The sequence below is a fragment of the Microcoleus sp. PH2017_12_PCY_D_A genome, assembly GCF_020738565.1.
In the GTDB taxonomy this organism is placed as follows: Bacteria; Cyanobacteriota; Cyanobacteriia; order Cyanobacteriales; family Microcoleaceae; genus Microcoleus.
Genome location: NZ_JAEQCI010000018.1, coordinates 1 through 20,761 on the forward strand (window position 1 = coordinate 1; position 20,761 = coordinate 20,761).

Here is a 20,761-nt window from a genome sequence, read left to right on the forward strand (position 1 = left end):
AGGGCTTGTCAAGCTTTTTGCGAAAATATTTTTGACTTTTTTTGAAGCTATACACAGCAAGGGTTTCACCTACCAGGACAGGCTCGGGTCTCCGATCGCCCTCTCTGCTTTTCCGGATGTCACCTGTTTTGGGCGGTAATGGTTAGGTTTTTTCCGTGGACTCGGCCGCTCAGGGGTAGAATATCTCTACAGACAGATGTTCTATGTGTATATGTGTTCGATCGCCCGCCAATGAAAAAACCTACTGCTCGCCCTGGTGCTTTGTTCGTTACCTGCGCCTCACTGCTGCTCGCTTGCAGTCAGACCAACACTCCTCAGACATCTACTAATACAGCGTCTTCAGGTACTTCACCAACTCCCACAGCTACGCCACAGGGTGCGGGTGCAGGGAACTCGGCCACTATTCCGGTTGGGGTTGGGGTGGCGCAAACTAGCAATGTGGCTTTACTCGGCCAGGAACAGGTGGCTGGGGCGAAAATTGCTGAGAAGTATTTCAACGATAAGGGCGGTGTGGATGGGACGCCGATTAGACTGGTGTTCCAAGATACGGGTGGAGATGAACAAGGGGCGATTAATGCGTTCAATACTCTGATCAATCAGGATAAGGTGGTGGGGATTGTGGGTCCAACTCTATCACAGCAGGCTTTTGGTGCCGATCCGATCGCCGATCGCGCAAAAGTTCCCGTGATCGCACCCTCCAACACCGCTAAAGGCATTCCCCAGATTGGCGATTATGTGGCCAGAGTCTCCGCGCCTGTCGCTGTGGTAGCACCGAATGCGGTGAAAGCTGCCCTCAAGCAAAATCCCAATATTAAGAAAGTAGCCGTGTTTTTTGCTCAGAATGATGCTTTCAGCAAATCTGAGACTGAAACTTTTCAGAAAACGGTTAAAGAGATGGGGCTGGAATTGGCAACAGTCCAAAAATTCTTGACCACCGATACAGATTTCCAATCTCAAGCTACTAATGCGATCAATGTCAAGCCCGATTTGATAATTATTTCTGGGTTGGCCGCCGATGGAGGCAATTTAATTAAGCAGTTGCGGGAGTTGGGCTACAAGGGCGTTATCATTGGGGGCAACGGTTTGAATACTTCCAATGTATTTACTGTTTGCAAGGCTCTTTGCGATGGGGTTTTGATTGCCCAAGCCTACAGCCCGGAATATCAAAATGAAATTAATAAGGCTTTCCGCGATGCTTATCGCGCTCAATTTAAGAAGGAACCGCCTCAGTTTAGTGCTCAAGCTTTTACTGGCGTTCAAGTTTTTGTCGAGTCATTAAAGGCAATTAATGCTCAGTCTAAGGTTAGCGAAAAGCCTTTGGCGGAATTGCGTACAAAGCTTAATGAGCAGTTGTTGACTGGCAAGTACGATACGCCTTTGGGGGAAATTTCTTTTACGCCGGAAGGGGAAATCAATCAAAAAGATTTTTATGTGGCACGAATCAAAATGGAGGCGGATGGCAATAACGGTAAGTTTGAGTTTTTGAAATGAAGGAAGTTCGGCAACTGATTTTGTAACGGATTTAACGGATAGAAGAGGGAAGTTCGGCAACTGATTTTGTAACGAATTTAACGGATGTAACGGATGGATTTAACTCTGTTTCTGCAACAATTTCTGAATGGTTTGTCGATCGGCAGTGTGTATGCTATTTTTGCGCTGGGATACACGCTGGTGTTTTCGATTTTGGGAATTATTAATTTTGCTCACGGTGCAGTGTTTACTTTGGGTGCTTATTTCACCTATGCGCTGATGGGCGGGGCTTTCGGTTTTAACGGGTTGTTGGCTAATGCTAGAATTCCCGTGCAGTTTCCTTTTGCTGTGGCGCTAATTTTGGGTAGTACGCTGGCTGGTTTGGTGGGAGTAATTGTTGAAAGAGTTGCTTTTTTGCCTTTGCGCCGCAGAAACTCCGATCCTCTGCTGACGGTGGTTTCGAGTTTGGGGGCTGCGGTGGCGATCGCAAATATCATTCAATATCTTGTCGGGGCTGAGATTTACACTTTTCCGGCTAATACTTACGGCAATTTGCCTGCTGCTATTAACTTTGGTACGGCGGATCAACAGATTCCGATTCGCACTGTGCAAATAGTGATTTTTGTGGTGGCTGTGGCGATTGTCAGTCTCCTAACTTACTTGATAAATTTCACTAAATTTGGTAAAGCAATGCAGGCGGTAGCTGAAGATGCTACTACTTCTAGTTTGTTGGGGATTGATACTGACAGGTATATTGTTTTGACGTTTTTTGTAAGCAGTTTTCTGGCTGGTTTGGCGGGGAGTTTGGTGGGTTCTAGTGTTAGTATTGCGGGGCCGTATTTTGGGATTGCTTTTGGTTTGAAGGGTTTGGCTGTGATTGTGCTTGGTGGGTTGGGGAGTATTCCTGGGGCTGTTTTCGGTGGGTTTATAATTGGTTTGGTGGAGGCTTTTGTGCCGGGTGATTTTTCGGCTTATAAGGATGCTGTGGCTTTTGCGATATTGTTTATTATGCTTTTGGTTAGGCCGCAGGGTTTGTTTGGGCGACGTTTGATTCAAAAAGTGTAGGATTATTTGCAAGAATTATAGTGCATCAGTCGCTAAAGAGATGTGATATGAAAGTGGAAGTTCCATTAATTGTAAGCGATCGCCTTTTATTACGATTGGCAAATCAAGACGATATCGGCAAAATAATTGATTTTTACAGTCACAACCAAAGTTTTTTTGCTCCCTGGCACCGACATTGGGCGGAGGATTTTTTAACTGAAAATTATTGGCAAAAACAAGTAGAGAAAGACTTAGAAGGATTTGAGTCTGATAAATTTTTAAAATTGTGGATTTTTGAGAAAGCTACTTCTAAGTATATTGTCGGCAACGTTAACTTTGATAATTTTGTGCGAGGTGCAGGTCATTTCTGCTTTTTGGGATATAATCTGGCCGAATCGCAACAAGGTAAAGGTTATATGACTGAATCTGTGCGAGTTGCAATTCAATATGTGTTTGAAGAGTTAAATTTACATCGCATTATGGCAAATTATATGCCTCACAATCAGCGTAGCGGTAATCTACTTAGAAGATTGGGATTTGTTGTGGAAGGTTACGCCAGGGACTATTTGTTGATAAATGGTCGGTGGGAAGACCATATTCAGACTAGCTTAATCAATCCAAATTGGAAACCAAGTTAATCAGATTTTTTCTGATAATTGCAAATTTAAAATCAAATGAATACATTTTTTACTACTTATGGGTTTCTGATTGTCTCGATGTTGCTGGGTGCAATGTTGGGATTGTCGCTATATTTGCCTTTGATGACTGGACAATTGTCTCTCGCTAGCCCCGGTTTTTATGCTTTGGGCGGGTATATTGCGGCGATTTTGTCTGCGACGGTGTTTCAAACGACGGGCGGTTTATTTCCGCTGCCGCTGCTATTATTGGAGATGATAATTGCAGGGGCTGTTTCGGGGTTGCTGGGTATTTTGGTGGGAGTTCCGGCGCTGCGGTTGAGGGGGATTTATTTGGCGATCGCAACTATTGCTTTTGTGGAAATTCTGCGGGTTTTATCGCTGAATCTGGATATCACTGGCGGGGCTGTGGGGATTTTTGGGATTCCGCAACCGTTTGCAACGCCGATCGAGTATTTGTGGATTGTACTGCCTTTGCTGCTGGTAAGTATGGCGATTCTCTACCGGCTGGAACGGATTCGGGTGGGACGGGCTTTTGCGGCGATTCGGGCTGATGAGTTGGCTGCTGATGCGATCGGCATTAACCCGACTTTTTACAAGGTTCTGGCTTTTACGTTGGGTGCTATTTTAGCAGGCGTTGTCGGTGCGGTTAGCGCGCATTTTCTCAATACTTGGAATGCCCGTCAAGGAACTTTTGATGCTAGTATTATTTACTTGACTTCTGTGTTGATTGGTGGTAGCAGAACGTTTGTCGGTTCGGTGTTGGGCGGGATGGTTTTTACTGCTTTGCCGGAGGTTTTGAGGGGGATGGCGACTATTCAGGGATTGCCGGTTTGGTTGGCGCAATTTCTGCGGGATGGGCGGTTAATTATTTTTGGGTTGTTGATTGTTGTGGGGACGATATTTTTTCCACAAGGGTTGGTGACGCCGGAGTTGTTGAAGAGGTGGAGGAAGGGCGATCGCACTTCTGTTTAGGCAATTATATTATTTGCAGCTAAGTTTATTCACTGCGGCTGAGAAGAAAGTTTAATCGAGAAAGAGTAAGGTGTATCTCCTCCCCTTTTTGACAAAAGAACGATATAATTTCCACTGGCTAGATTCCTTTCAATCTTTCCTGGCTGGGAACGAGTAGCAGTTGCTTCAGTTATTTCATTACCTGGCAAGCCATTACCATTATCTGTATAGAGCGTTATCTGGGTTTCATTTTGTACCTGGTCTAGATACAGACTTACCCCACCAGGATTACCTATAGTGAATCGATAATACTGTTTTCGCTTATCTTTATTTAGAGCAGACGGATCGGTTTTTTTGTCATTTCCTAATGAACCGAAATCGTTAATTTTTTTGGTATAATTAGTGCCAGTAATTCTGTATTTTGTATCTTCTATTCTCCGCTTAATTTCAACAATATATTTCCCGCTACCTAGAATTTTTTCAATTTCTACTGGTCGATAAAGAGTAGCAGTTGCTTCAGTTATTTCATTGCCTGGCAAGCCATTACCATTATCTGTATAGAGCGTTATCAGAGCTTCATTTTCAACTTCATCTAGGTACAAGCTAATATTGCTCGGATTACCTAAAGTAAAATAATATCGTTCTTTCTCATTTTGAGAACTCAAATTACCTTTGACACTCTTGGTAAGTAGATCATTGTTGATGGTCGGTGCAGGTGGTGGTGTCGGTGTAGAAGGGTTAGATGATACACTGGAAGTAGGCTGGGGAAAAGATGGGACGCTTTGAACTTCAGGTTGACCTGATGCGTCAAACCGAATAATCCTGACTATACTTGGATCGTTTTCTAAATTGATATTAAAGTTTTGAGATGGATAGCCTGATTTACTTAAGTTGACACGAACATCTCCTTTACTCGGAATTCGCACTTTGGCATAACCATTATTATCAGTATGTTCAACTACTGGCGGTCCTTGAGCAATGAACTGAATTTTTACTCCTGCCAAGGCTTCTCCCATGCTTGTTTGTGTAATGAGTTCAACTTCTTTTTGTGTTACACCACATACTTTTGAGTCCCAGCTTATCCTACATCTAATTTCTGGAACAGTCGCACCAACACTAATAACTGTGAAGATAATACCCAAAATAGATAAAATCTGATTATACTTCATTGGAGGTTTATTTTCATCTAATTTTTCATCCCAGTCACTAATAACTAATTCTTCATCCCAGTCAGAGTCAACTACTTTTTTTTTAAGATCCGGCTAAAGGTCGGAAACATCCGTTGCAAAATACCTTCTGTACCTAGTTCAATTTCATAGGAGATAAAGGGTGGCAGTAGGGGAAGTGTAGCTTTCAGCTTTCCGGCAGCCGAGTTTTCGGGTTCATTTAGTTTGTTCCTAATTTCAGTTAATAGTTGTATCGCTTCCTGAGAGTAGCCAGCGGTACTACTTTGCTGAATCTGCTCAACAATCTGTAAGATTTCTATAAGGGCGCAATCTGCATCCGTTTCATTAATCTCGAATGAATTTGCATTCTGAGCTAAAAGTTGCCAGTATTCCTTCTCATACTTACGAATTTCTGGTAAAACTTGTCTGGAAATTGTTTGTTTAATCGTATTTCTTTCTGCTGCACTGGCAGTATAAGCAAGTTGCTTTTGATGATTACCTAGAGTTTCGTATAAGGAATCCAGGATTTCCTCTAAATCGGTTAACCTTCGACGTGGTATCATGACTTATATAACTCCTTTGCTTTATTGAGCCGATCGCCCCAAACGTATATAATTTAGAAGTGCGATCGCAGCTAACAAAATAGTAAATCTCTATCGCTCGCCGTTAATGAGGAGGATTGAACGTGAATCTGCTTTTTTCAGCAAAGCTACGTTTTATCCTTTTCCACATCATAGACCGATCGCCCAAAACTGACAATGGAAAAAAAGACGGAAAAAGACGGGTATTTCTCAACTCGGGGTGCAAGGCGGAAAAAGACGGAAAAAGACGGATAAAGTCTGGTATACTAACTCTAGTTTTCGGACACCCCTACTGATGAACACCGCCGATATCTTGGAATTTGTAGATGAAGCGCTCAACGCGAAAACAGGCAAACATCTCAATGACTTGCAGCGTAAAATTATCGAGGGAATACTGAATCGGCAAAAGTATTCCGATATTGCAGGTACTTACGGTTGTACGGCGGGTCATGCTAAGGATGTAGGTTACAAGCTTTTGCAATTGTTATCGGAGGTTTTTGATGAACCAGTTGATAAAGGGAATCTAGAATCTGTTTTAGAACGGCAATTAAATCTGAATATCAATTTTGGCGATCGCAATCCTACTAATTTTGGTCATAGCAACACAATTAACTATATCAATGGTTGCTCAGAAATACCCACTCCTACCCCAGATAAAAGTCAGCCTCCGAATCCTGAATCTCAGGGCAAGAAGAATCAAGTTAAGATTGAAGCGGTGGGTAAGTTACGGCAGCTTGGCTTGAGCGATGAGCAAATTGCAGAGGTGCTAGGCTTAGCCTTGGAGGTAGTGAAGCAGATGGATTGATAAATAAAGAGCTTTTTAGAGGTATAAGTTTTATGTTTGCAGTTGTCACCCCAGAAAAAATTCATTTACCCCCAGGAACAGTTATAAAGTTTCCTGGTACTTGGCAGGACTATCAAGCTCTTGTGCAACAATTAGGAGACCGTCAGATTCCGCGCATCAAGTATCGACCAGGAGAGATTTTGTTGATGTCCCCTTTACCCGTACACGGAAAACAAGCAAATATCATTGCTGATGTCGTCAAAGTTTTGCTAGATTACTTGGGGCGAGATTATGAAGCGTTTACGCCAATTACAATGGATTTGCCGGAGGTGAGGGGGATTGAACCAGATTATTGTTTTTATATCGATAATTGTGCGGCAATTATTGGTAAGGATCGGATTGCTTGGGGTGTCGAACCGCCACCGGATTTAGTAATAGAAATAGATGTAACTAGCTACACGGATATAGATGATTATTTGCCATATCAAGTGCCGGAAGTGTGGCTGTTTAAGAAAAATAAGCTCAGAATTTACTGCTTGCAAAACGATCGATATGTCGAAAGTTTAACCAGCAGTTATTTCCCCAATTTTAATGTATCAGAAATTGTGGAGGAATGCTGGCAAATGTTGCGCGATCGCCATACAAGTACAGTAATTCGGGAGTTACGGCAAAAAATTAAAATGGAAAACGGTTGAATTAATCCTCTCTCTTCGGTTTGTAGTAAGGACTTCAGTCCTCTATCTTAGGTTTGTAGTGAGGACTTCAGTCCTCTAGGAAAAGTTTTCGCAATGAAGAAGGACTAAAGTCCTTACTACGAACCTGTTTTAGTGTTGGGAAGTAAATCTAGATAATATTCTGCCATATTTTGATAGTTTTGTCACTGCTGCCGCTAGCCAAAAACTCTCCTTGTGGGCAGAAATTAACTGAGTAAACCGAATTTGTATGCCCGGAAATATTACAAATTTCTCCACCATCTTTGACTTGCCAAATCTTGATAGTTTGATTGCTGCTGCTGGCAATCACCTCGCCATCGGGACTAAAAGCGATCGAATCAACATACCAAGAATGACCAGCAATTGTTAAAACTTCCTGCCCGTCTTTCATCCACCAAATTTTGATCGTATTGTCGTGACTGCCGCTGGCAAGAAACTCTCCGTTTGGACTGAAAGCTAGACAGCGAACGCAGTCTGTATGACCTGTCAGCGTCCGAATTAGCTTGCCATCTTTGACTCGCCAAATCTTGATGGTTCTGTCCCAACTGCTGCTAGCAATAGTTTCTCCGTCTGGACTGAAGGCGACAAAGTAAACTAAGTTAATGTGACCGGAAAACGTGCGAAGTTCTTGCCCGTCTTTCACTCGCCAAAGTTTGATTGTTTTGTCCCAACTGCTGCTAGCAATAGTTTCCCCATCGGGACTGAAAGCTAAGCCGTAAATTGAGTTGCTGTGACCGCTAAGAGTGCGGATTTCTTGCCCGTCTTTCATCCGCCAAAGTTTGATTGTTTTGTCGTGGCTGCTGCTGGCAAGTATCTTTCCGTCGGGGCTGAAAACTACTGTATGAACAGAGTTAGCGTGTCCTGCGAGACTCACTATTTCTTGCCCGTCTTGTACCTGCCAAAGCTTGATTGTTTTGTCATCGCTGCCGCTGGCGATAACTTCTCCGTTGGGGCTGAAAGCTACAGAGGAAATTAAGTTTTTGTGTCCGGTTAATGTGTGAATACATTGCCAGTTATGGGTTTGCTGTGGGGGTGGATTGGGATTGGTGGCGGGTTTGACTGGTTTGGTAATTGTTTGAGGAATGGTGAGTTTAATTGCTGCTTCTGGATTCAGTTGTGTTAATACTTCTACAGCGGTTTGATAGCGGCGATTGGTAGCATTTTCAATCATTTTGTCTAAGATTTTTCCGAGTTCTTCACTCACCGGATTGTTGCTTAAATACTGCCGCCAAATCCAGGCATCCTCGCCCGGATCGAACAAATCGAAGGGGGAAACTTGAGTTAATAAATACAGGCAAGTTACGCCTAAACTGTACAAGTCGCTAGTAAAAAATGCTTTGCCTCTGGCTTGTTCGGGGGCGATGTATTCGGGGCTGCCGATGCTGGTTCCTGTTTTGAGTAAGGCTGTACCTGTGGCAATTTTGGCGGCGCCAAAGTCTACTATAACTAATTGTTTGTCGGCGCGGCGGATGATGTTTCCGGGTTTGATGTCTCGGTGAATGACGTTGTGGGAGTGGATGAAGTGCAGGACTGGTAGTAAGCTGTTGAGTAAGTCTTTAATTTGAGTTTCTGTAAATGTGCCTTCTGTTGCTACAATTTGTGCTAGGTTTTGTCCGTCGATGAATTCTTGGACTACATACTGTCGGTTGTCTTGGATGGAATAGGCTAAGAGTTCTGGAATTTGAGGGTGTTTTCCCAATTCGTCTAATCGCATTGCTTCTTGTTCAAAAAGTTCGGCGGCTTTTTTGCTGTTGCGATTGCTGGCTGATGGGATGAGTTGGGTTTCTGGGGGTAAAAATTGTTTGATGACGCAGCGCGGTTTTGATGGTTTGTCTTCGTCTACGGCGAGGAATGTTCTGCCAAAACCTCCTTGTCCGATCGCCTTTATGGCCCGATATCTGTCGCGCAACAGCAGTTTTGACCTGCAATTTCGGCAAATTTTGGCTGCATCCGGGTTTTGGGGCTTGGAACAGTTGGGGTTTAAACAGTAACTCATTCGATTTTAGATTTTAGATTATTTGTATCAACCAGTAAATATTATAACTCTTGCCAGACTCTATATAATTTGGTTTGTAGTGAGGACTTTAGTCCTTCTATCTTAGTTTGAATAAAGAAGGACTGAAGTCCTCACTCCGAACCTTTTAGAATTAACTGAAGATACAAAGTTTTGTTTGTATTGAGGAGTTTACTCGTCTTTTCTGAGTTGGGGTAAGAAGGACTGAAGTCCTCACTACGAACCTTTCGGAGTCAACTATTTTAGAAGTTCCACATGACGGGATTGTCGTCTAAACGATCGGTGACGGTTCGCCCGATCGCGTCAATCTCTTTTAAGTCCTCCTGACTCAATTTTACCTCAGCAGCTTTAGCGTTATCGGCGGCTTGTTCTGCGTCCCGCGCGCCGACAATTGCGTTGGTTTGTGGCTGGGAAATCAACCAGGCTAATGCTAAGTTTCCCAAGCTTGTTTGGTGGCGATCGGCAATTGGCCGCAGTTGGTTTAATGCTGCTTGCACTCGGGCGTAATTTTCTTTTAGGAACAGCTTATTTTTGGTGCGGTGATCGCCTTCTTCAAACTTGTGTTCCGGCCCGAATTTACCTGTTAGTATGCCTTGCGCTAGAGATGAATAGGCAAGGATTGAGATATGATTTTCTTGACAGTAGGACATGGCGTCTTTTTCTACCCAGCGCCAAAACAGAGAATAGGGCGGTTGCAAGCTGTCAATGCGTCCGTATTGGGCGGCTTCTGCTATTTGGGCGCGGGAGAAGTTGGAAACGCCGATCGCCCGAATCTTCCCCTGTTGCTTTAATTTGTTCAGGGCGTCCATTGTTTCTGCAATTGGTATAGCTTCGGAATTCCAAGTGCCGGCGGGCCAGTGGATTTGGTAAAGGTCGATATAATCAGTGTTGAGGTTTTTTAGCGATCGATCGCACGCTTCGACTAACAAATCGGGTCTGAGGTGGTTAGCAAAGACTTTGCTAGCATATACTACTTGCGATCGCACGTCTGAAAGTGCTTGACCGATAATTTGTTCCGAATGTCCTTCTCCGTAAACCTCAGCCGTATCAAAAGTGGTAATACCGGCCTCAAAAGCGGCGCCCATGGCTTTGACAGTTTCGGCATCCTCAATTCCCACCCACATCCGCTTCCCAGCTTGCCAAGTCCCCATAATTATCGGGGTAATTTGAATTTCCGATGTCCCCAATTGTCGCTTTTCCATAGCTATAGCCCTAATTTTGATTTTTAGTATTTACCCTCAAGCTATCTAATTTTAACAGGAAAAAGCTGCTGTACTTGCTTTCGTCCACCGATTTTGTTACTATTGTTAAAACAAAAATATATTTCTATGAAATCAACTACTCGCGCGCTGAAAGAATGGAATGTAGCAGTTAATGCCTTAGAAGAGGGCAGAACGATTGTGCTGTTGCGAAAGGGCGGCATTCGCGAGCAATCGGGACAGTTTAATGTCAGCGACAAGCAAGTTTTGCTGTATCCAACTTTTGAACACCAACAACCTGATTTATTAAAGCCGGGTTTTGCAAGTCAAGTAAAAACTGTAGAATCTGGTTGGCATCCAGAAAATATTATAATTGCCAGTTGGGCTGAGATTACTGATGTTTTTTTGGTGGCTTGGGAACCAGCAATTAAGGCACTGCTGCCTTACCATATTTGGAATGAAAAATTTGTCAGCGACCGTCTAAAATGGAAACGAAATCAGCCAATTTATATTATATTGCTGCGCGCTTATCGCCTCGCAGAAACAGCAGAAATTCCGTACATTTCTGAATACGGCGGTTGCCGTTCTTGGATTGATTTGGCAATTCCTATTTCTCTGGAGGGCAGTGAAGCTGTTTTGAGCGATCGAGAATACATTGCACGCTCAAATGAAATCCGCAATCTGATGGCGAATTCTCCGAATGCGGATGGTGTGCAGAAAATCACGACGCTGACGGTTTAAAATTTATGCACGTATAAGTTGTTGAAAGTAGATATAGCTTTTCAAGGGAAAGATGAGGTACGACTGGCCTGCGCCGGGCATAGGGCATAGGGCATAGGGCATAGGGCATAGGCCAAACCGCGCATACCTCACTTTTTTGAGAACCGCTATAGAATGTATGGGTAGCAACGATGTGCTTTTTAAGCCTGTACAAAAAATAGACTTTCTGCGTTTGGCTCATGTTTTGCCAGTATCTGTAATAAATTATAGCTGTACGATCGCTCCGATGAATGTTCGCCAATTGAAGGGAAGCATCCAGACTTTACAGGATGGGTGCTGTGAAATTGCCATGAAGATCGATCGCGCGATCGAGGAAGGTGTGCAATGAATCAGATCCAGCGCACCGTCTTGATTGTCGATCGCAGCCCCGAAGACTGCCATTCGTACCGGCAGTACCTGCTGCACGATCGCGAGTACCAATACAAAATAATCGCAGCGCCGTTAGGACAAGAAGGCTTGACGCTGTGGGAAGGGCACCAGCCGGATCTGGTGTTGCTCGATTATCGGCTGCCAGATATGGACGGTTTGGAATTTATCGCCCAACTGCGAAGCAAAATAGTATCGCAGCGATATTTACCTGTAATTGTGGTAGGAGTCGGGAACGAAACGATCGCAGTCCAAGCCATCAAAGCCGGCGCCCAAGACTATCTAATCAAAGAACAAATCGCACCGGAGAGTTTGCGGCTGGCGGTGAACGGGACGATCGACAAAGCGCAATTGCACGCCAAGCTGCAAGCAAACGAAGAACGCTTGCACCTAGCCTTGAAAGCGGCTTGTATGGGTACTTGGGAATGGCAGATTCCTAACAATTGTCTGGTGTGGTCAGATTTGGTGGGGCCGCTGTTTGGTCTGCCGGCGGGAACTTCTCTGGCAAGTTATGAAGATTTTATCGAACTCGTGCATCCGGAAGACCGCGAAAGTGTTAACCGGGCCGTAAGCCGTACCCTTGAGACAGGCATTAACTATGAAGTCGAATTTCGCACTGTCTGGGCCGATGGCTCGCTGCATTGGATAGGGGGTAAAGGTCAGCTTTACTATGACTGGAGAGGGCAACCGCTGCGGCTCCTGGGCACAGTAGTAGACCTCACTTTGTCCAAACAGGCAGAAGCAGAACGCCTGCAACAATTGCAGCGGGAGCGGGCGATCGCCCTGATTGCCCAGCAAGTTCACCAATCGCTGGATTTAGAGCGCGTTTTGCAAACAACTGTAGATGAAGTGCGGCATTTTCTGGACACGGATCGGGCGATCGTCTTTCGTTTGCAGGCGGATGGCGGGGGCACTGTGGTAGCAGAATCTGTGGGGACTCCGTGGCGATCGATCCTAGCTTCCCAAATATACGATCCCTGTCTGGCAAGCAGTTATCTCGAACCCTACCGTCAAGGATTGGTGACGGCAAAAACAGATATTCGCGATGGCTCGATCGACCCTTGTCACGTCCAACTGCTGGATCAGTTTGAAGTCAGGGCAAATCTAGTCGTGCCGATCCTGCACGAAAACCAGTGTTGGGGACTGCTGATCGTGCATCACTGCGCCGCGCCGCGCCTGTGGCAACCCTTAGAAATTGATTTGCTCCAGCAGTTGACTCAGCAGGTGAGCATTGCCATCCGGCAGGCCGAGCTTTATCAGCAAGCACAACGAGAACTGCAAGAGCGCAAGCGCACCGAAGCAATTTTGCGCGACAGCGAAGAACGCTTCCGCCAGTTAGCAGAAAACATCGATGCTGTTTTCTGGATTTCCGATTACCCCTCCAGGCGAGTGATTTATGTCAGTCCCGCTTACGAACGGCTGTGGGGATTGAACCCCCAATGTTTGTACGATGACTATCGGGTTTGGAAAGATTTTGTGCATCCAGAACACCGCGAATCAAACGCCTTGGCGTTTCAGGAGAAAGCGCTTGAGGGCAAGTTCGATCGAGAGTACCGGATTGTTTTGCCCGATCGCACTGTACGCTGGGTGAGAGACCGCTGTTTTCCGGTCAAAGATGAGGCAGGAAGGATTTATCGGTTCACAGGGATTGCTGAGGATATTACCGATCGCAAACAAGCAGAAATCGCCTTGCAGGAAAGCCAGCGCGAGTTTGCTACTCTGGCAGAAGCCTCTCCCGCTGCGATTTTTCGGTTCGATATTAACAATAACTGTCTCTATGTCAACCGCCGTTGGAGCGAAATGACAGGCCGATCGATAGAGGAGGCTTTGGGGATGGGATGGCTGCAAAGTTTGCATCCCGAGGAATGCGATCGTCTCAGGCTCGAATGGCTGCAATGGTGTCAAAAACCCGAACCCCGAGGAATTTACCAGAACGAGGGCAGGCACGTACACCCGGACGGCAGCATTACCTGGTACTACACCCAGTGTCTGCCCTATCTAGACAGCAACGGAACGCTGACGGGCTACGTGGGAACGCTGATCGATATTACCGATCGCAAACAAGCCGAAGAAAAGATCCGCCAAAGCGAAGAACGCTATCGATATTTAGCAGAATCAATCCCGCAATTAATCTGGACAGCAAACGTTGAGGGGGTATTGCTCGATGTCAACCAGCGCTGGTTAGATTTTACGGGGTTAACGCTAGGACAAGCTCAAGCCGAAGGTTGGCCGGCGGTGATCCATCCTGATGATGTCTCTATGATGGGCGATCGCTGGATGTGTTCTCAACAAGACGGCAGCCCTTATCAAGCCGAAGGTAGAATGCGGGGCTGCGACGGCGTGTATCGCTGGTTTTTGCACCAAGCTATTCCCTTCAAAAATGAATCGGATCGAGTTGTCAAATGGTTCGGTACGGCAACTGATATTGAAGACCAAAAATGCTTGGAAGAGCAGCGCGACAATATCTTGCAGCAGGAAAAAGCTTTGCGCGCAGCAGCGGAAAAAGCTAACCGCGCTAAGGATGAATTTCTGGCAGTGCTTTCTCACGAATTGCGATCGCCCCTGAATCCGATCCTGGGGTGGACGCAACTGCTGCAAAGTCAAGCCTTGAATGCGGCGCAAACTGCTAAAGCTTTAGACACGATCGAGCGCAATGCCAAATTGCAGACTCAGTTGATTGATGATTTGCTCGATATTGCGGGGATTATGCACGGCAAAATGCGTTTGAATGCAGTCCCGGTAAATTTGAGTTTGGCTGTGGAATCTGCGATCGATACGGTGAAATCGGCAGCCGCTGCTAAGTCGATCGAGATTCATCCGGTACTTCCGGATCTGGGGCTGGTGTTGGGGGATGCGGTGCGACTCCAGCAGATTGTCTGGAACTTGCTTTCTAATGCGATCAAGTTTACTCCCAACGGTGGCACAGTGGAGATTCGGCTGGAGCGATCGGGCGTTAGCGGAGCCCTCGCAGAGGATCGGGCGCTGATTGCCGTTAGCGATACTGGTAAAGGCATCCACCCTGACTTTTTGCTATCTATTTTTGATTCTTTCTATCAGGAGGATGTGTCTCTGACGCGCAAATATGGCGGGCTGGGATTGGGATTGGCGATCGTCCGCCACTTGGTGGAAGCACACGGCGGGACAATTGCTGCGGAGAGTGCGGGCGAGAATCTGGGAGCTACTTTTAAGGTATTTTTGCCGCTTTTGAACCCTGAACCTGAGATGAATTTAGCAGGGGAAGTGCGATCGGTTTAAACATCTTTTCCCAAGTTTGCAGTAGACTTGAATTGCAAAATTTCTTGTAATCTAATTTTAGGACGCTGCTCAGAGCAGCGTCCTAATTATTTTTGCAATTCAAGTCTAATCACGAATTCCTACCAAATCCGGGTTTCCCACCCCCTTTATTCTTCAGTCGGCGTAGGCCGACGAAAGTTTGTGTAGACGCGGTTTCAACCGCCCAGTCATAAAGGGGATATCTAACCCGGATTTGGTATCAGTCCCCCTTAACACTTTTCAATGTGCTTTTCGAGAGTCGCGCTTCCACAAAACCCAGCCCAAAATCCGCAGCTAAGGCCATCAAAGCCGCTGGAATTGCCCCAGCCAAAAGTAACTGATTGTTGACTGTAGCAACGCCCCGAAAAATAAACACGCCCAAGCCGCCGGCACCAATTGCGGCCGCGATCGTTGCTAGCCCGATCGCAATTACCGCCGACACCCGCACGCCCGCCAAAATCACGCCGAGGGCTAGGGGAATTTCCACTTGCCACAGCAGTTGCATATCGGTCATTCCCATGCCTGTGCCTGCTGCCACAATCGCCGGATCGACGCCTACTATGCCCGTGTAAGTGTTGCGGATTATGGGCAGTAGGGAATATAGTGTGAGGGCGATGATTGCCGTGCGATCGCCTATTCCGCCCAATACCGGCAACGGAATTAGCAAGCCAAACAAAGCCAAACTAGGAATTGTTTGCATAATATTTGCAAATCCCAAAATCGGCTTTTTCAATTTTGGTTTTCTAGTAACTAAAATCCCGAGGGGAATTCCCACAATCGTAGATATAACAATCGCGACTATTACTAAATACAAGTGTTCGATAGACCTCTGAATCATCTCAGCGCCATAGCGGTTAATAAAATTGATAGCTGGGTAATTCATGATTGCTAACCGCATTCTAATTTAGCTAATTAAAAAGATTCCAAAAAGGCGAGAGCTTCTGGATGCTGAGATTTCATAAAATTCTCAGGCGATGCCAATTCAACCAACCTTCCGTCTTGCATCAAACCAATTCTAGAGGCTAAAAAAAAAGCTTCTTGAATGCCGTGAGTCACAAAAATCACAGTTTTCCCTAGTTGCTGCTGTAATTGACGGAATTCCCGCTGTAATTCCAGGCGAGTAATGGGGTCTAAAGCACCAAACGGTTCGTCCATTAACAGCAGCGGAGGGTCTGCTGCAAGTGCTCTGGCGACGCCTACACGCTGCCGCTGTCCGCCGGATAACTGATGGGGATAGCGTTTGGCGAAGTGCTGGGGGTCGAGGTTGACTAATTCTAGCAGTTGGCTGACGCGAGATTTTATGCGATCGGCCTCCCAGCCTTCCAATTTCGGCACTAAACCAACGTTTTGCTCGACGGTAAAATGGGGAAACAAACCGATTTCTTGAATTACGTAGCCAATTTTTCGCCGCAGTTGAATGACATCCCACTCAGTTGTCGGTTTTCCCATGACAAGCACTTCGCCGCTGCTTGGTGTCAATAAATTGTTAATCAATTTCATGGTGGTAGTTTTGCCGCTACCGCTGCGTCCCAACAATACTAAAATTTCTCCTTGGAACACTTTGAAATTAAGTTTGTCTACTAAATGTCTGCGGTTGAGGCGATATGTAACGTCGAGGAATTCGACAGCAACTTCATTGTTGAGATCCATGATTATTAATTTTCGTCGTGTTGGTTTTTAGTAATTTAAATTATGAACTAAAAATTGGTTTAACCGCGAGTTTTAGGGGTAAGATGCGCAGTGCGCACCCTACTTAGTTTACTAATCTAAAATCTAAAATCAACTTGGTTTTGCCATTCTAGCAACAATGCTCGACATTGGAGGCAAGTTAATTTTTTGAGCAAGTCGCGAATTCCGTCGCGAGTGACAGGATATGCAGCACCGATAAGTTCGGGGTTTACTGTGGCTGTGGGGTGCAATTCTGCAACAAAACCGTAGAGTTTTTGATTGGAAAATGAACTGTTGATTGCCCAGCCTGTGGTGTTGATTGGTTCGATGCGGGCGATCGCACTTTCTGTCACGCCTAGTTCTTTTTTGATTATACCTGAAACTGCGGCTGCTGCTGTTGTGGCTTCCGGTACGCGCCCGCCGGGAAAGTCGAGGGTTGCTGCTGCTACGCCGGGGCGATACATCGGTGGGGGAAACAGCAATTTGTCAGCTTGAATTGTTAAGACTACCACTGAATCTGCTCTTTCTACTCGCCAATATTCTACTGTTTGTCCTTCGGTTGTTTCGAGATGTTCGCCAATTAGTTTTACCCATTGAGAGTTGATTTCTACAAATCTATCTAGGGTTTTCCAGTTGGATTTTTGGGTTGGTTTCATATTAGAAAGAAGTACGTCCGCTTCTTTTTTAACGGATGTAACAGATGGATATTGCATGAGATCAGTGAAACCCGGTTTTTTTGCGTCTACTTCGTTTCAGCCCACAGATGGGCGTAAAAAACCGGGTTTCTCAGGGTCGGAGTCCGTCCAAGACTGAGGAATTAACAACCTCCTAGCGGTCGGGTGCGGTTGCTGTAAATTAGATGTTTTTCCGATCGTAATTGATAATTGTCGATCGCCCCCACAGTCGATCAGTTTTTTGTGCTTTGACCCGATTTTTCGATCTCGATTGTAAATTTTTGCTACAGTAGAGCACATTTGTCAGGAGAATTCCGTAGCATAGACTACATAATTAACTTTATCTGCGCCTTCGCCGGGGTTGTTAAAACCCAGCCAGAAGTGCAGGGTCTTAGCTCAACAGGAGTATTTATGCAACTGCAAACAGATATTCGCACTTGGCAACCTGAACAAACCCTAGCCAGCGCCGCGAGTGCCTTCGACTGGGCAAAATTTGGCTGCGCGGTACCTGCACCAAAATTGGCTCCTTCGATATGGGTAAAATTGTTCAATCCGCCAACAGCATTCAGTTTTGACGAAGCATGGCTGTTGTGTCAGTGCTCCGAGGACAAGTGGCTGGCTTGGATTCCTGATTATGGGGAAATTTTGCTGAATACAAATGAATTTTGCGCTACTTAATCGAGAATTACAGTGTTAAAATCCATAGGCTTAGGGCTTCACAGCATATTTTGGGGAAAAACCAGGTTTTTGCATTATCTCGTTTGTAGTGAGGACTTTAGTCCTCAGAAATTATACCAATTTAAAAAAAGAATGCAACAGTATTCTTGTCCCCCCCCGCAATACAGCGGGGGGGGGCTAGGGGGGGTCGAAGAGTGTTGCACGATTTTAGAAAAATGGTATTAAGAAGGACTGAAGTCCTCACTACAAACCAATTCATTGACATTTTACCAACAAAAAGAGCAATAGTTTTCTATTGCTCTTTTTGTGTAAAAACACTTTCTAGTTTTTGTCTTCAGACAGCGAAACTTACTCGCTTATTTGCAAACTGCACGGTTATTTGCATTCCTGACAATCGTGCCTACTTTGCCATTGATTTGAATCGGGTTTTTGGTGCTAGCCCGGATCAAGCGAGGCTGTTTACCCAAACATTCTCTGATTGATTCTGACCAGGTGGTGAGAGCGCGGGTGTATTCTGTACGAGTCGCTGGCGCGCGAAACTGCTCGGTAATTAAGTGATCTGTGGTGATGCTAGTGTCAGTAGCAACATTGGTAATAATTGGAAAGTCAAAGGCTTTGGGTAAGGTTCTTTCAGGAATTTTGCCCGGTACCATTTGGTACTTCATTGAGCCGCCTTTGTAGTCAATACCTGCTTGGGGGGCTGTTTGAGCGAAGGCGGGTACAGGCAAGCTAGCTACCAATACGGTGCAGCAACTCCAAAATAATTTCGATTTCATCCGATTCATCTCCTCAACTTTATGACGGTTAGCACTAATTAGGTAGGGGCAAAAAACATTAGCTTTAATTTATAAGAAATCTGAGGCTAATGAACTTTTATCTGAGTTTTGACCCATCTAATTTATTACCAGATATCTTCAAAAATGTAAAAACTGGTTGGTCTGACAAACTGTAGAATTGTTTCAGTTGAGTGAGACATTTACACATCTGAAGTTGTTACAGCGTGAGAGACTCGGTTTTGCCAGAATGATTCATTTTCGATCGATGTCATTGAAACTTTATCAAATTTTGTCTCAGATATCAAGTTTTGTCGATCGCCTGTCGCGTTTTAACACTGGTTGACGGCTCGATCGCCCAAAAGAGTGTTGCGCGCTATACCACGGGGAGAAAGATGCTAAAGTACATCGATGGGCGTTTGAGTATTTTCAGGCGACAATAGACAGAGAAGGGGCTTGAAAATAGGTGAACTTAGTGGAAGATAGCAAGATTATAGACTTATCGGAAATCATGGGTGTTCCCGCGGCTCCTGCGGGATACAAATCCGGCTTTGTGGGTATTATCGGGCGGCCGAATGTCGGCAAATCAACGCTGATGAATCAGTTGGTGGGGCAGAAAATTGCGATTACTTCGCCGGTGTCTCAGACGACGCGCAACAGGCTGCGGGGCATCCTGACGACTGCCCAAGCACAAATTATTTTTGTCGATACTCCCGGAATTCACAAGCCGCACCACCAACTGGGTAAGGTTTTGGTGCAGAATGCCCGCGCGGCGATTCAGTCGGTGGATGTGGTGCTGTTTGTGGTGGACGGTTCGGTAGAATCGGGTGGGGGCGATCGATATATTATTGAAATTCTCAGCAATTGCCAAGTTCCGGTGATTTTGGGGATGAATAAGTTGGACGAACAACGGTCGGATTCTGTGTTGATCGATCGCACTTACGAGCAAATTGTGAATCCCCAGTGGCCTGTAGTAAAATTCTCGGCTCTTACGGGCGAGGGTGTGGAACCGCTGCAACAATTGTTAATCGAACATCTGGAGGAAGGGCCCTATTATTATCCGCCAGATTTGGTGACTGACCAGCCGGAACGCTTTATTATGGGCGAGTTGATTCGAGAACAGATTTTGCTGCTGACTCGGGAAGAAGTGCCGCATTCTGTAGCAATTGCGATCGACATCGTTCAAGAAGAAGCGAAAATTACCCGCATTCTGGCGACGATTCACGTCGAACGGGATTCCCAAAAAGGTATTTTAATCGGTAAAAGCGGCAGTATGCTCAAGTCGATCGGCAGCGCGGCCCGCGAACAGATTCAAAAGCTAATTGAAGGCAAAGTATATTTAGAGTTATTTGTCAAGGTGCAGCCGAAATGGCGGCAGTCCCGCACCCGTTTAGCCGAATTGGGCTATCGGGTGGAAGAATAAAACTTTGGCAGTTGGTACGTCGTTTCCCTCTCAAATCTGAAGACGCTGAGTTTCTCACTTACCGAGTGTTCCTTATGAACTACCGAAACCGCATCACGATCGAAGCAAATAAACGCGGTGGTAAGCCTTGTGTACGCGGCTTGCGAATTACGGTTTATGAAGTGCTTGAGTACCTAGCTTCCGAGATGACCGAAGCAGAAATTCTAGATGATTTCCCCGATTTGACGCGAGAAGATTTAAAAGCCTGTATTGCTTATGCTGCTGACCGCGAGCGTCGGTTTATGACCGCGAGCTTATCCGCATGAAATTACTGTTTGATGAAAACTTGTCGCCCAAGTTGTCGAACCTACAGGAAGTATGCCAACCTTCTAGGGTGCTTAGTGGTGTGATGGCTCTTACAAAGCTGTCGTGGAGGGAATCAAGCTGGTCAAGGAGAACGCAATCGTTCATCAAAAAAATGGGTCTGAAACCTCCCCCTTTTAGGGGGACTTTAGTGTATGCTAATTAATGTACCGCAGGGCTTGCGGGAGGCAAAAGCCAAAGCCTGTGGAGCTGTAAGACCGGAA

20 protein-coding genes are annotated in these 20,761 nt (G+C 45.6%); 12 read left to right on the top strand and 8 right to left on the bottom strand.

What is annotated here, in order from left to right:
- The first annotated feature begins 231 nt into the window (after window positions 1-231).
- From JGK39_RS03740 to JGK39_RS03755, 4 genes are all read left to right on the top strand, one after another.
- Window positions 232-1,491, top strand: coding sequence for an ABC transporter substrate-binding protein (locus tag JGK39_RS03740; RefSeq protein ID WP_293262188.1), 1,260 nt, complete (start codon window positions 232-234; stop codon window positions 1,489-1,491).
- 93 nt (window positions 1,492-1,584) lie between these two features.
- Window positions 1,585-2,535, top strand: a complete 951-nt coding sequence (locus tag JGK39_RS03745) for a branched-chain amino acid ABC transporter permease (protein WP_293295549.1) — start codon at window positions 1,585-1,587, stop codon at window positions 2,533-2,535.
- Window positions 2,536-2,582: 47 nt separating this feature from the next.
- The gene (locus JGK39_RS03750; RefSeq protein WP_293295547.1) at window positions 2,583-3,152 is read left to right on the top strand and encodes a GNAT family N-acetyltransferase; all 570 of its coding nucleotides are present in this window, start codon (window positions 2,583-2,585) and stop codon (window positions 3,150-3,152) included.
- Window positions 3,153-3,188: 36 nt separating this feature from the next.
- Entirely contained in the window at window positions 3,189-4,124 is a 936-nt protein-coding gene (locus tag JGK39_RS03755) for a branched-chain amino acid ABC transporter permease (protein WP_293295545.1), read from the top strand.
- A gap of 29 nt (window positions 4,125-4,153) precedes the next feature.
- On the opposite strand, the gene JGK39_RS03760 is transcribed toward JGK39_RS03755, so the two are convergent.
- Together JGK39_RS03760 and JGK39_RS03765 are read right to left on the bottom strand one after the other, a co-directional pair.
- On the bottom strand, window positions 4,154-5,272 hold the full coding sequence (locus JGK39_RS03760; protein ID WP_293295543.1) for a hypothetical protein: 1,119 nt from the start codon (window positions 5,270-5,272) through the stop codon (window positions 4,154-4,156).
- Between the two features lie 71 nt (window positions 5,273-5,343).
- Window positions 5,344-5,832: a hypothetical protein gene (locus tag JGK39_RS03765; RefSeq protein WP_293295541.1), complete on the bottom strand. Its 489-nt coding sequence runs from the start codon at window positions 5,830-5,832 to the stop codon at window positions 5,344-5,346.
- A gap of 313 nt (window positions 5,833-6,145) precedes the next feature.
- Between JGK39_RS03765 and JGK39_RS03770 the strand changes: the two genes are divergently transcribed.
- The gene (locus JGK39_RS03770) at window positions 6,146-6,655 is read left to right on the top strand and encodes a hypothetical protein (protein WP_293295539.1); all 510 of its coding nucleotides are present in this window, start codon (window positions 6,146-6,148) and stop codon (window positions 6,653-6,655) included.
- A 32-nt stretch (window positions 6,656-6,687) separates the two neighbouring features.
- Complete coding sequence (locus JGK39_RS03775; protein ID WP_293295537.1) at window positions 6,688-7,329, top strand: Uma2 family endonuclease; 642 nt, start codon at window positions 6,688-6,690, stop codon at window positions 7,327-7,329.
- A 148-nt stretch (window positions 7,330-7,477) separates the two neighbouring features.
- Here the strand turns inward: JGK39_RS03775 and JGK39_RS03780 are convergent, their stop codons facing one another.
- Window positions 7,478-9,343: a serine/threonine-protein kinase gene (locus JGK39_RS03780; RefSeq protein WP_293295535.1), complete on the bottom strand. Its 1,866-nt coding sequence runs from the start codon at window positions 9,341-9,343 to the stop codon at window positions 7,478-7,480.
- 260 nt (window positions 9,344-9,603) lie between these two features.
- Window positions 9,604-10,563, bottom strand: coding sequence for an aldo/keto reductase (locus JGK39_RS03785; RefSeq protein ID WP_293295533.1), 960 nt, complete (start codon window positions 10,561-10,563; stop codon window positions 9,604-9,606).
- A gap of 126 nt (window positions 10,564-10,689) precedes the next feature.
- Between JGK39_RS03785 and JGK39_RS03790 the strand changes: the two genes are divergently transcribed.
- The 3 genes from JGK39_RS03790 (at window position 10,690) to JGK39_RS03800 (ending at window position 14,961) form a co-directional block, all read left to right on the top strand.
- Window positions 10,690-11,301 carry a DUF1802 family protein gene (locus JGK39_RS03790; RefSeq protein ID WP_293255678.1) on the top strand — a complete coding sequence of 204 codons (612 nt, stop codon included), beginning with the start codon at window positions 10,690-10,692 and terminating at the stop codon, window positions 11,299-11,301.
- A gap of 157 nt (window positions 11,302-11,458) precedes the next feature.
- Window positions 11,459-11,668 (top strand): hypothetical protein, encoded by a 210-nt coding sequence (locus JGK39_RS03795; protein ID WP_293255681.1) that lies wholly within the window; start codon window positions 11,459-11,461, stop codon window positions 11,666-11,668.
- Window positions 11,665-14,961, top strand: coding sequence for a PAS domain-containing protein (locus JGK39_RS03800; protein ID WP_293255684.1), 3,297 nt, complete (start codon window positions 11,665-11,667; stop codon window positions 14,959-14,961). The genes JGK39_RS03795 and JGK39_RS03800 overlap by 4 nt, the downstream gene beginning before the upstream one ends.
- A gap of 238 nt (window positions 14,962-15,199) precedes the next feature.
- Here JGK39_RS03800 and JGK39_RS03805 read toward each other — a convergent pair whose 3' ends face one another.
- The 3 genes from JGK39_RS03805 to JGK39_RS03815 form a co-directional block, all read right to left on the bottom strand.
- A complete protein-coding gene (locus tag JGK39_RS03805; RefSeq protein ID WP_293255687.1) occupies window positions 15,200-15,862 on the bottom strand; it encodes an ABC transporter permease in 663 nt (220 codons plus the stop codon).
- Between the two features lie 29 nt (window positions 15,863-15,891).
- Window positions 15,892-16,629 carry an ATP-binding cassette domain-containing protein gene (locus JGK39_RS03810; protein WP_293255690.1) on the bottom strand — a complete coding sequence of 246 codons (738 nt, stop codon included), beginning with the start codon at window positions 16,627-16,629 and terminating at the stop codon, window positions 15,892-15,894.
- A 116-nt stretch (window positions 16,630-16,745) separates the two neighbouring features.
- Window positions 16,746-17,303: an NUDIX hydrolase gene (locus tag JGK39_RS03815; RefSeq protein WP_293305244.1), complete on the bottom strand. Its 558-nt coding sequence runs from the start codon at window positions 17,301-17,303 to the stop codon at window positions 16,746-16,748.
- 429 nt (window positions 17,304-17,732) lie between these two features.
- Here JGK39_RS03815 and JGK39_RS03820 point away from each other — a divergent pair, with 429 nt between their 5' ends.
- Window positions 17,733-17,999: a hypothetical protein gene (locus JGK39_RS03820; RefSeq protein WP_293255695.1), complete on the top strand. Its 267-nt coding sequence runs from the start codon at window positions 17,733-17,735 to the stop codon at window positions 17,997-17,999.
- Window positions 18,000-18,355: 356 nt separating this feature from the next.
- Here JGK39_RS03820 and JGK39_RS03825 read toward each other — a convergent pair whose 3' ends face one another.
- Window positions 18,356-18,775 carry a hypothetical protein gene (locus tag JGK39_RS03825; protein WP_293255698.1) on the bottom strand — a complete coding sequence of 140 codons (420 nt, stop codon included), beginning with the start codon at window positions 18,773-18,775 and terminating at the stop codon, window positions 18,356-18,358.
- Window positions 18,776-19,283: 508 nt separating this feature from the next.
- Between JGK39_RS03825 and era the strand changes: the two genes are divergently transcribed.
- A complete protein-coding gene (gene era / locus JGK39_RS03830; protein ID WP_293255740.1) occupies window positions 19,284-20,195 on the top strand; it encodes a GTPase Era in 912 nt (303 codons plus the stop codon).
- A gap of 74 nt (window positions 20,196-20,269) precedes the next feature.
- The gene (locus tag JGK39_RS03835; RefSeq protein ID WP_293255701.1) at window positions 20,270-20,500 is read left to right on the top strand and encodes a DUF433 domain-containing protein; all 231 of its coding nucleotides are present in this window, start codon (window positions 20,270-20,272) and stop codon (window positions 20,498-20,500) included.
- Window positions 20,501-20,761: the final 261 nt, after the last annotated feature.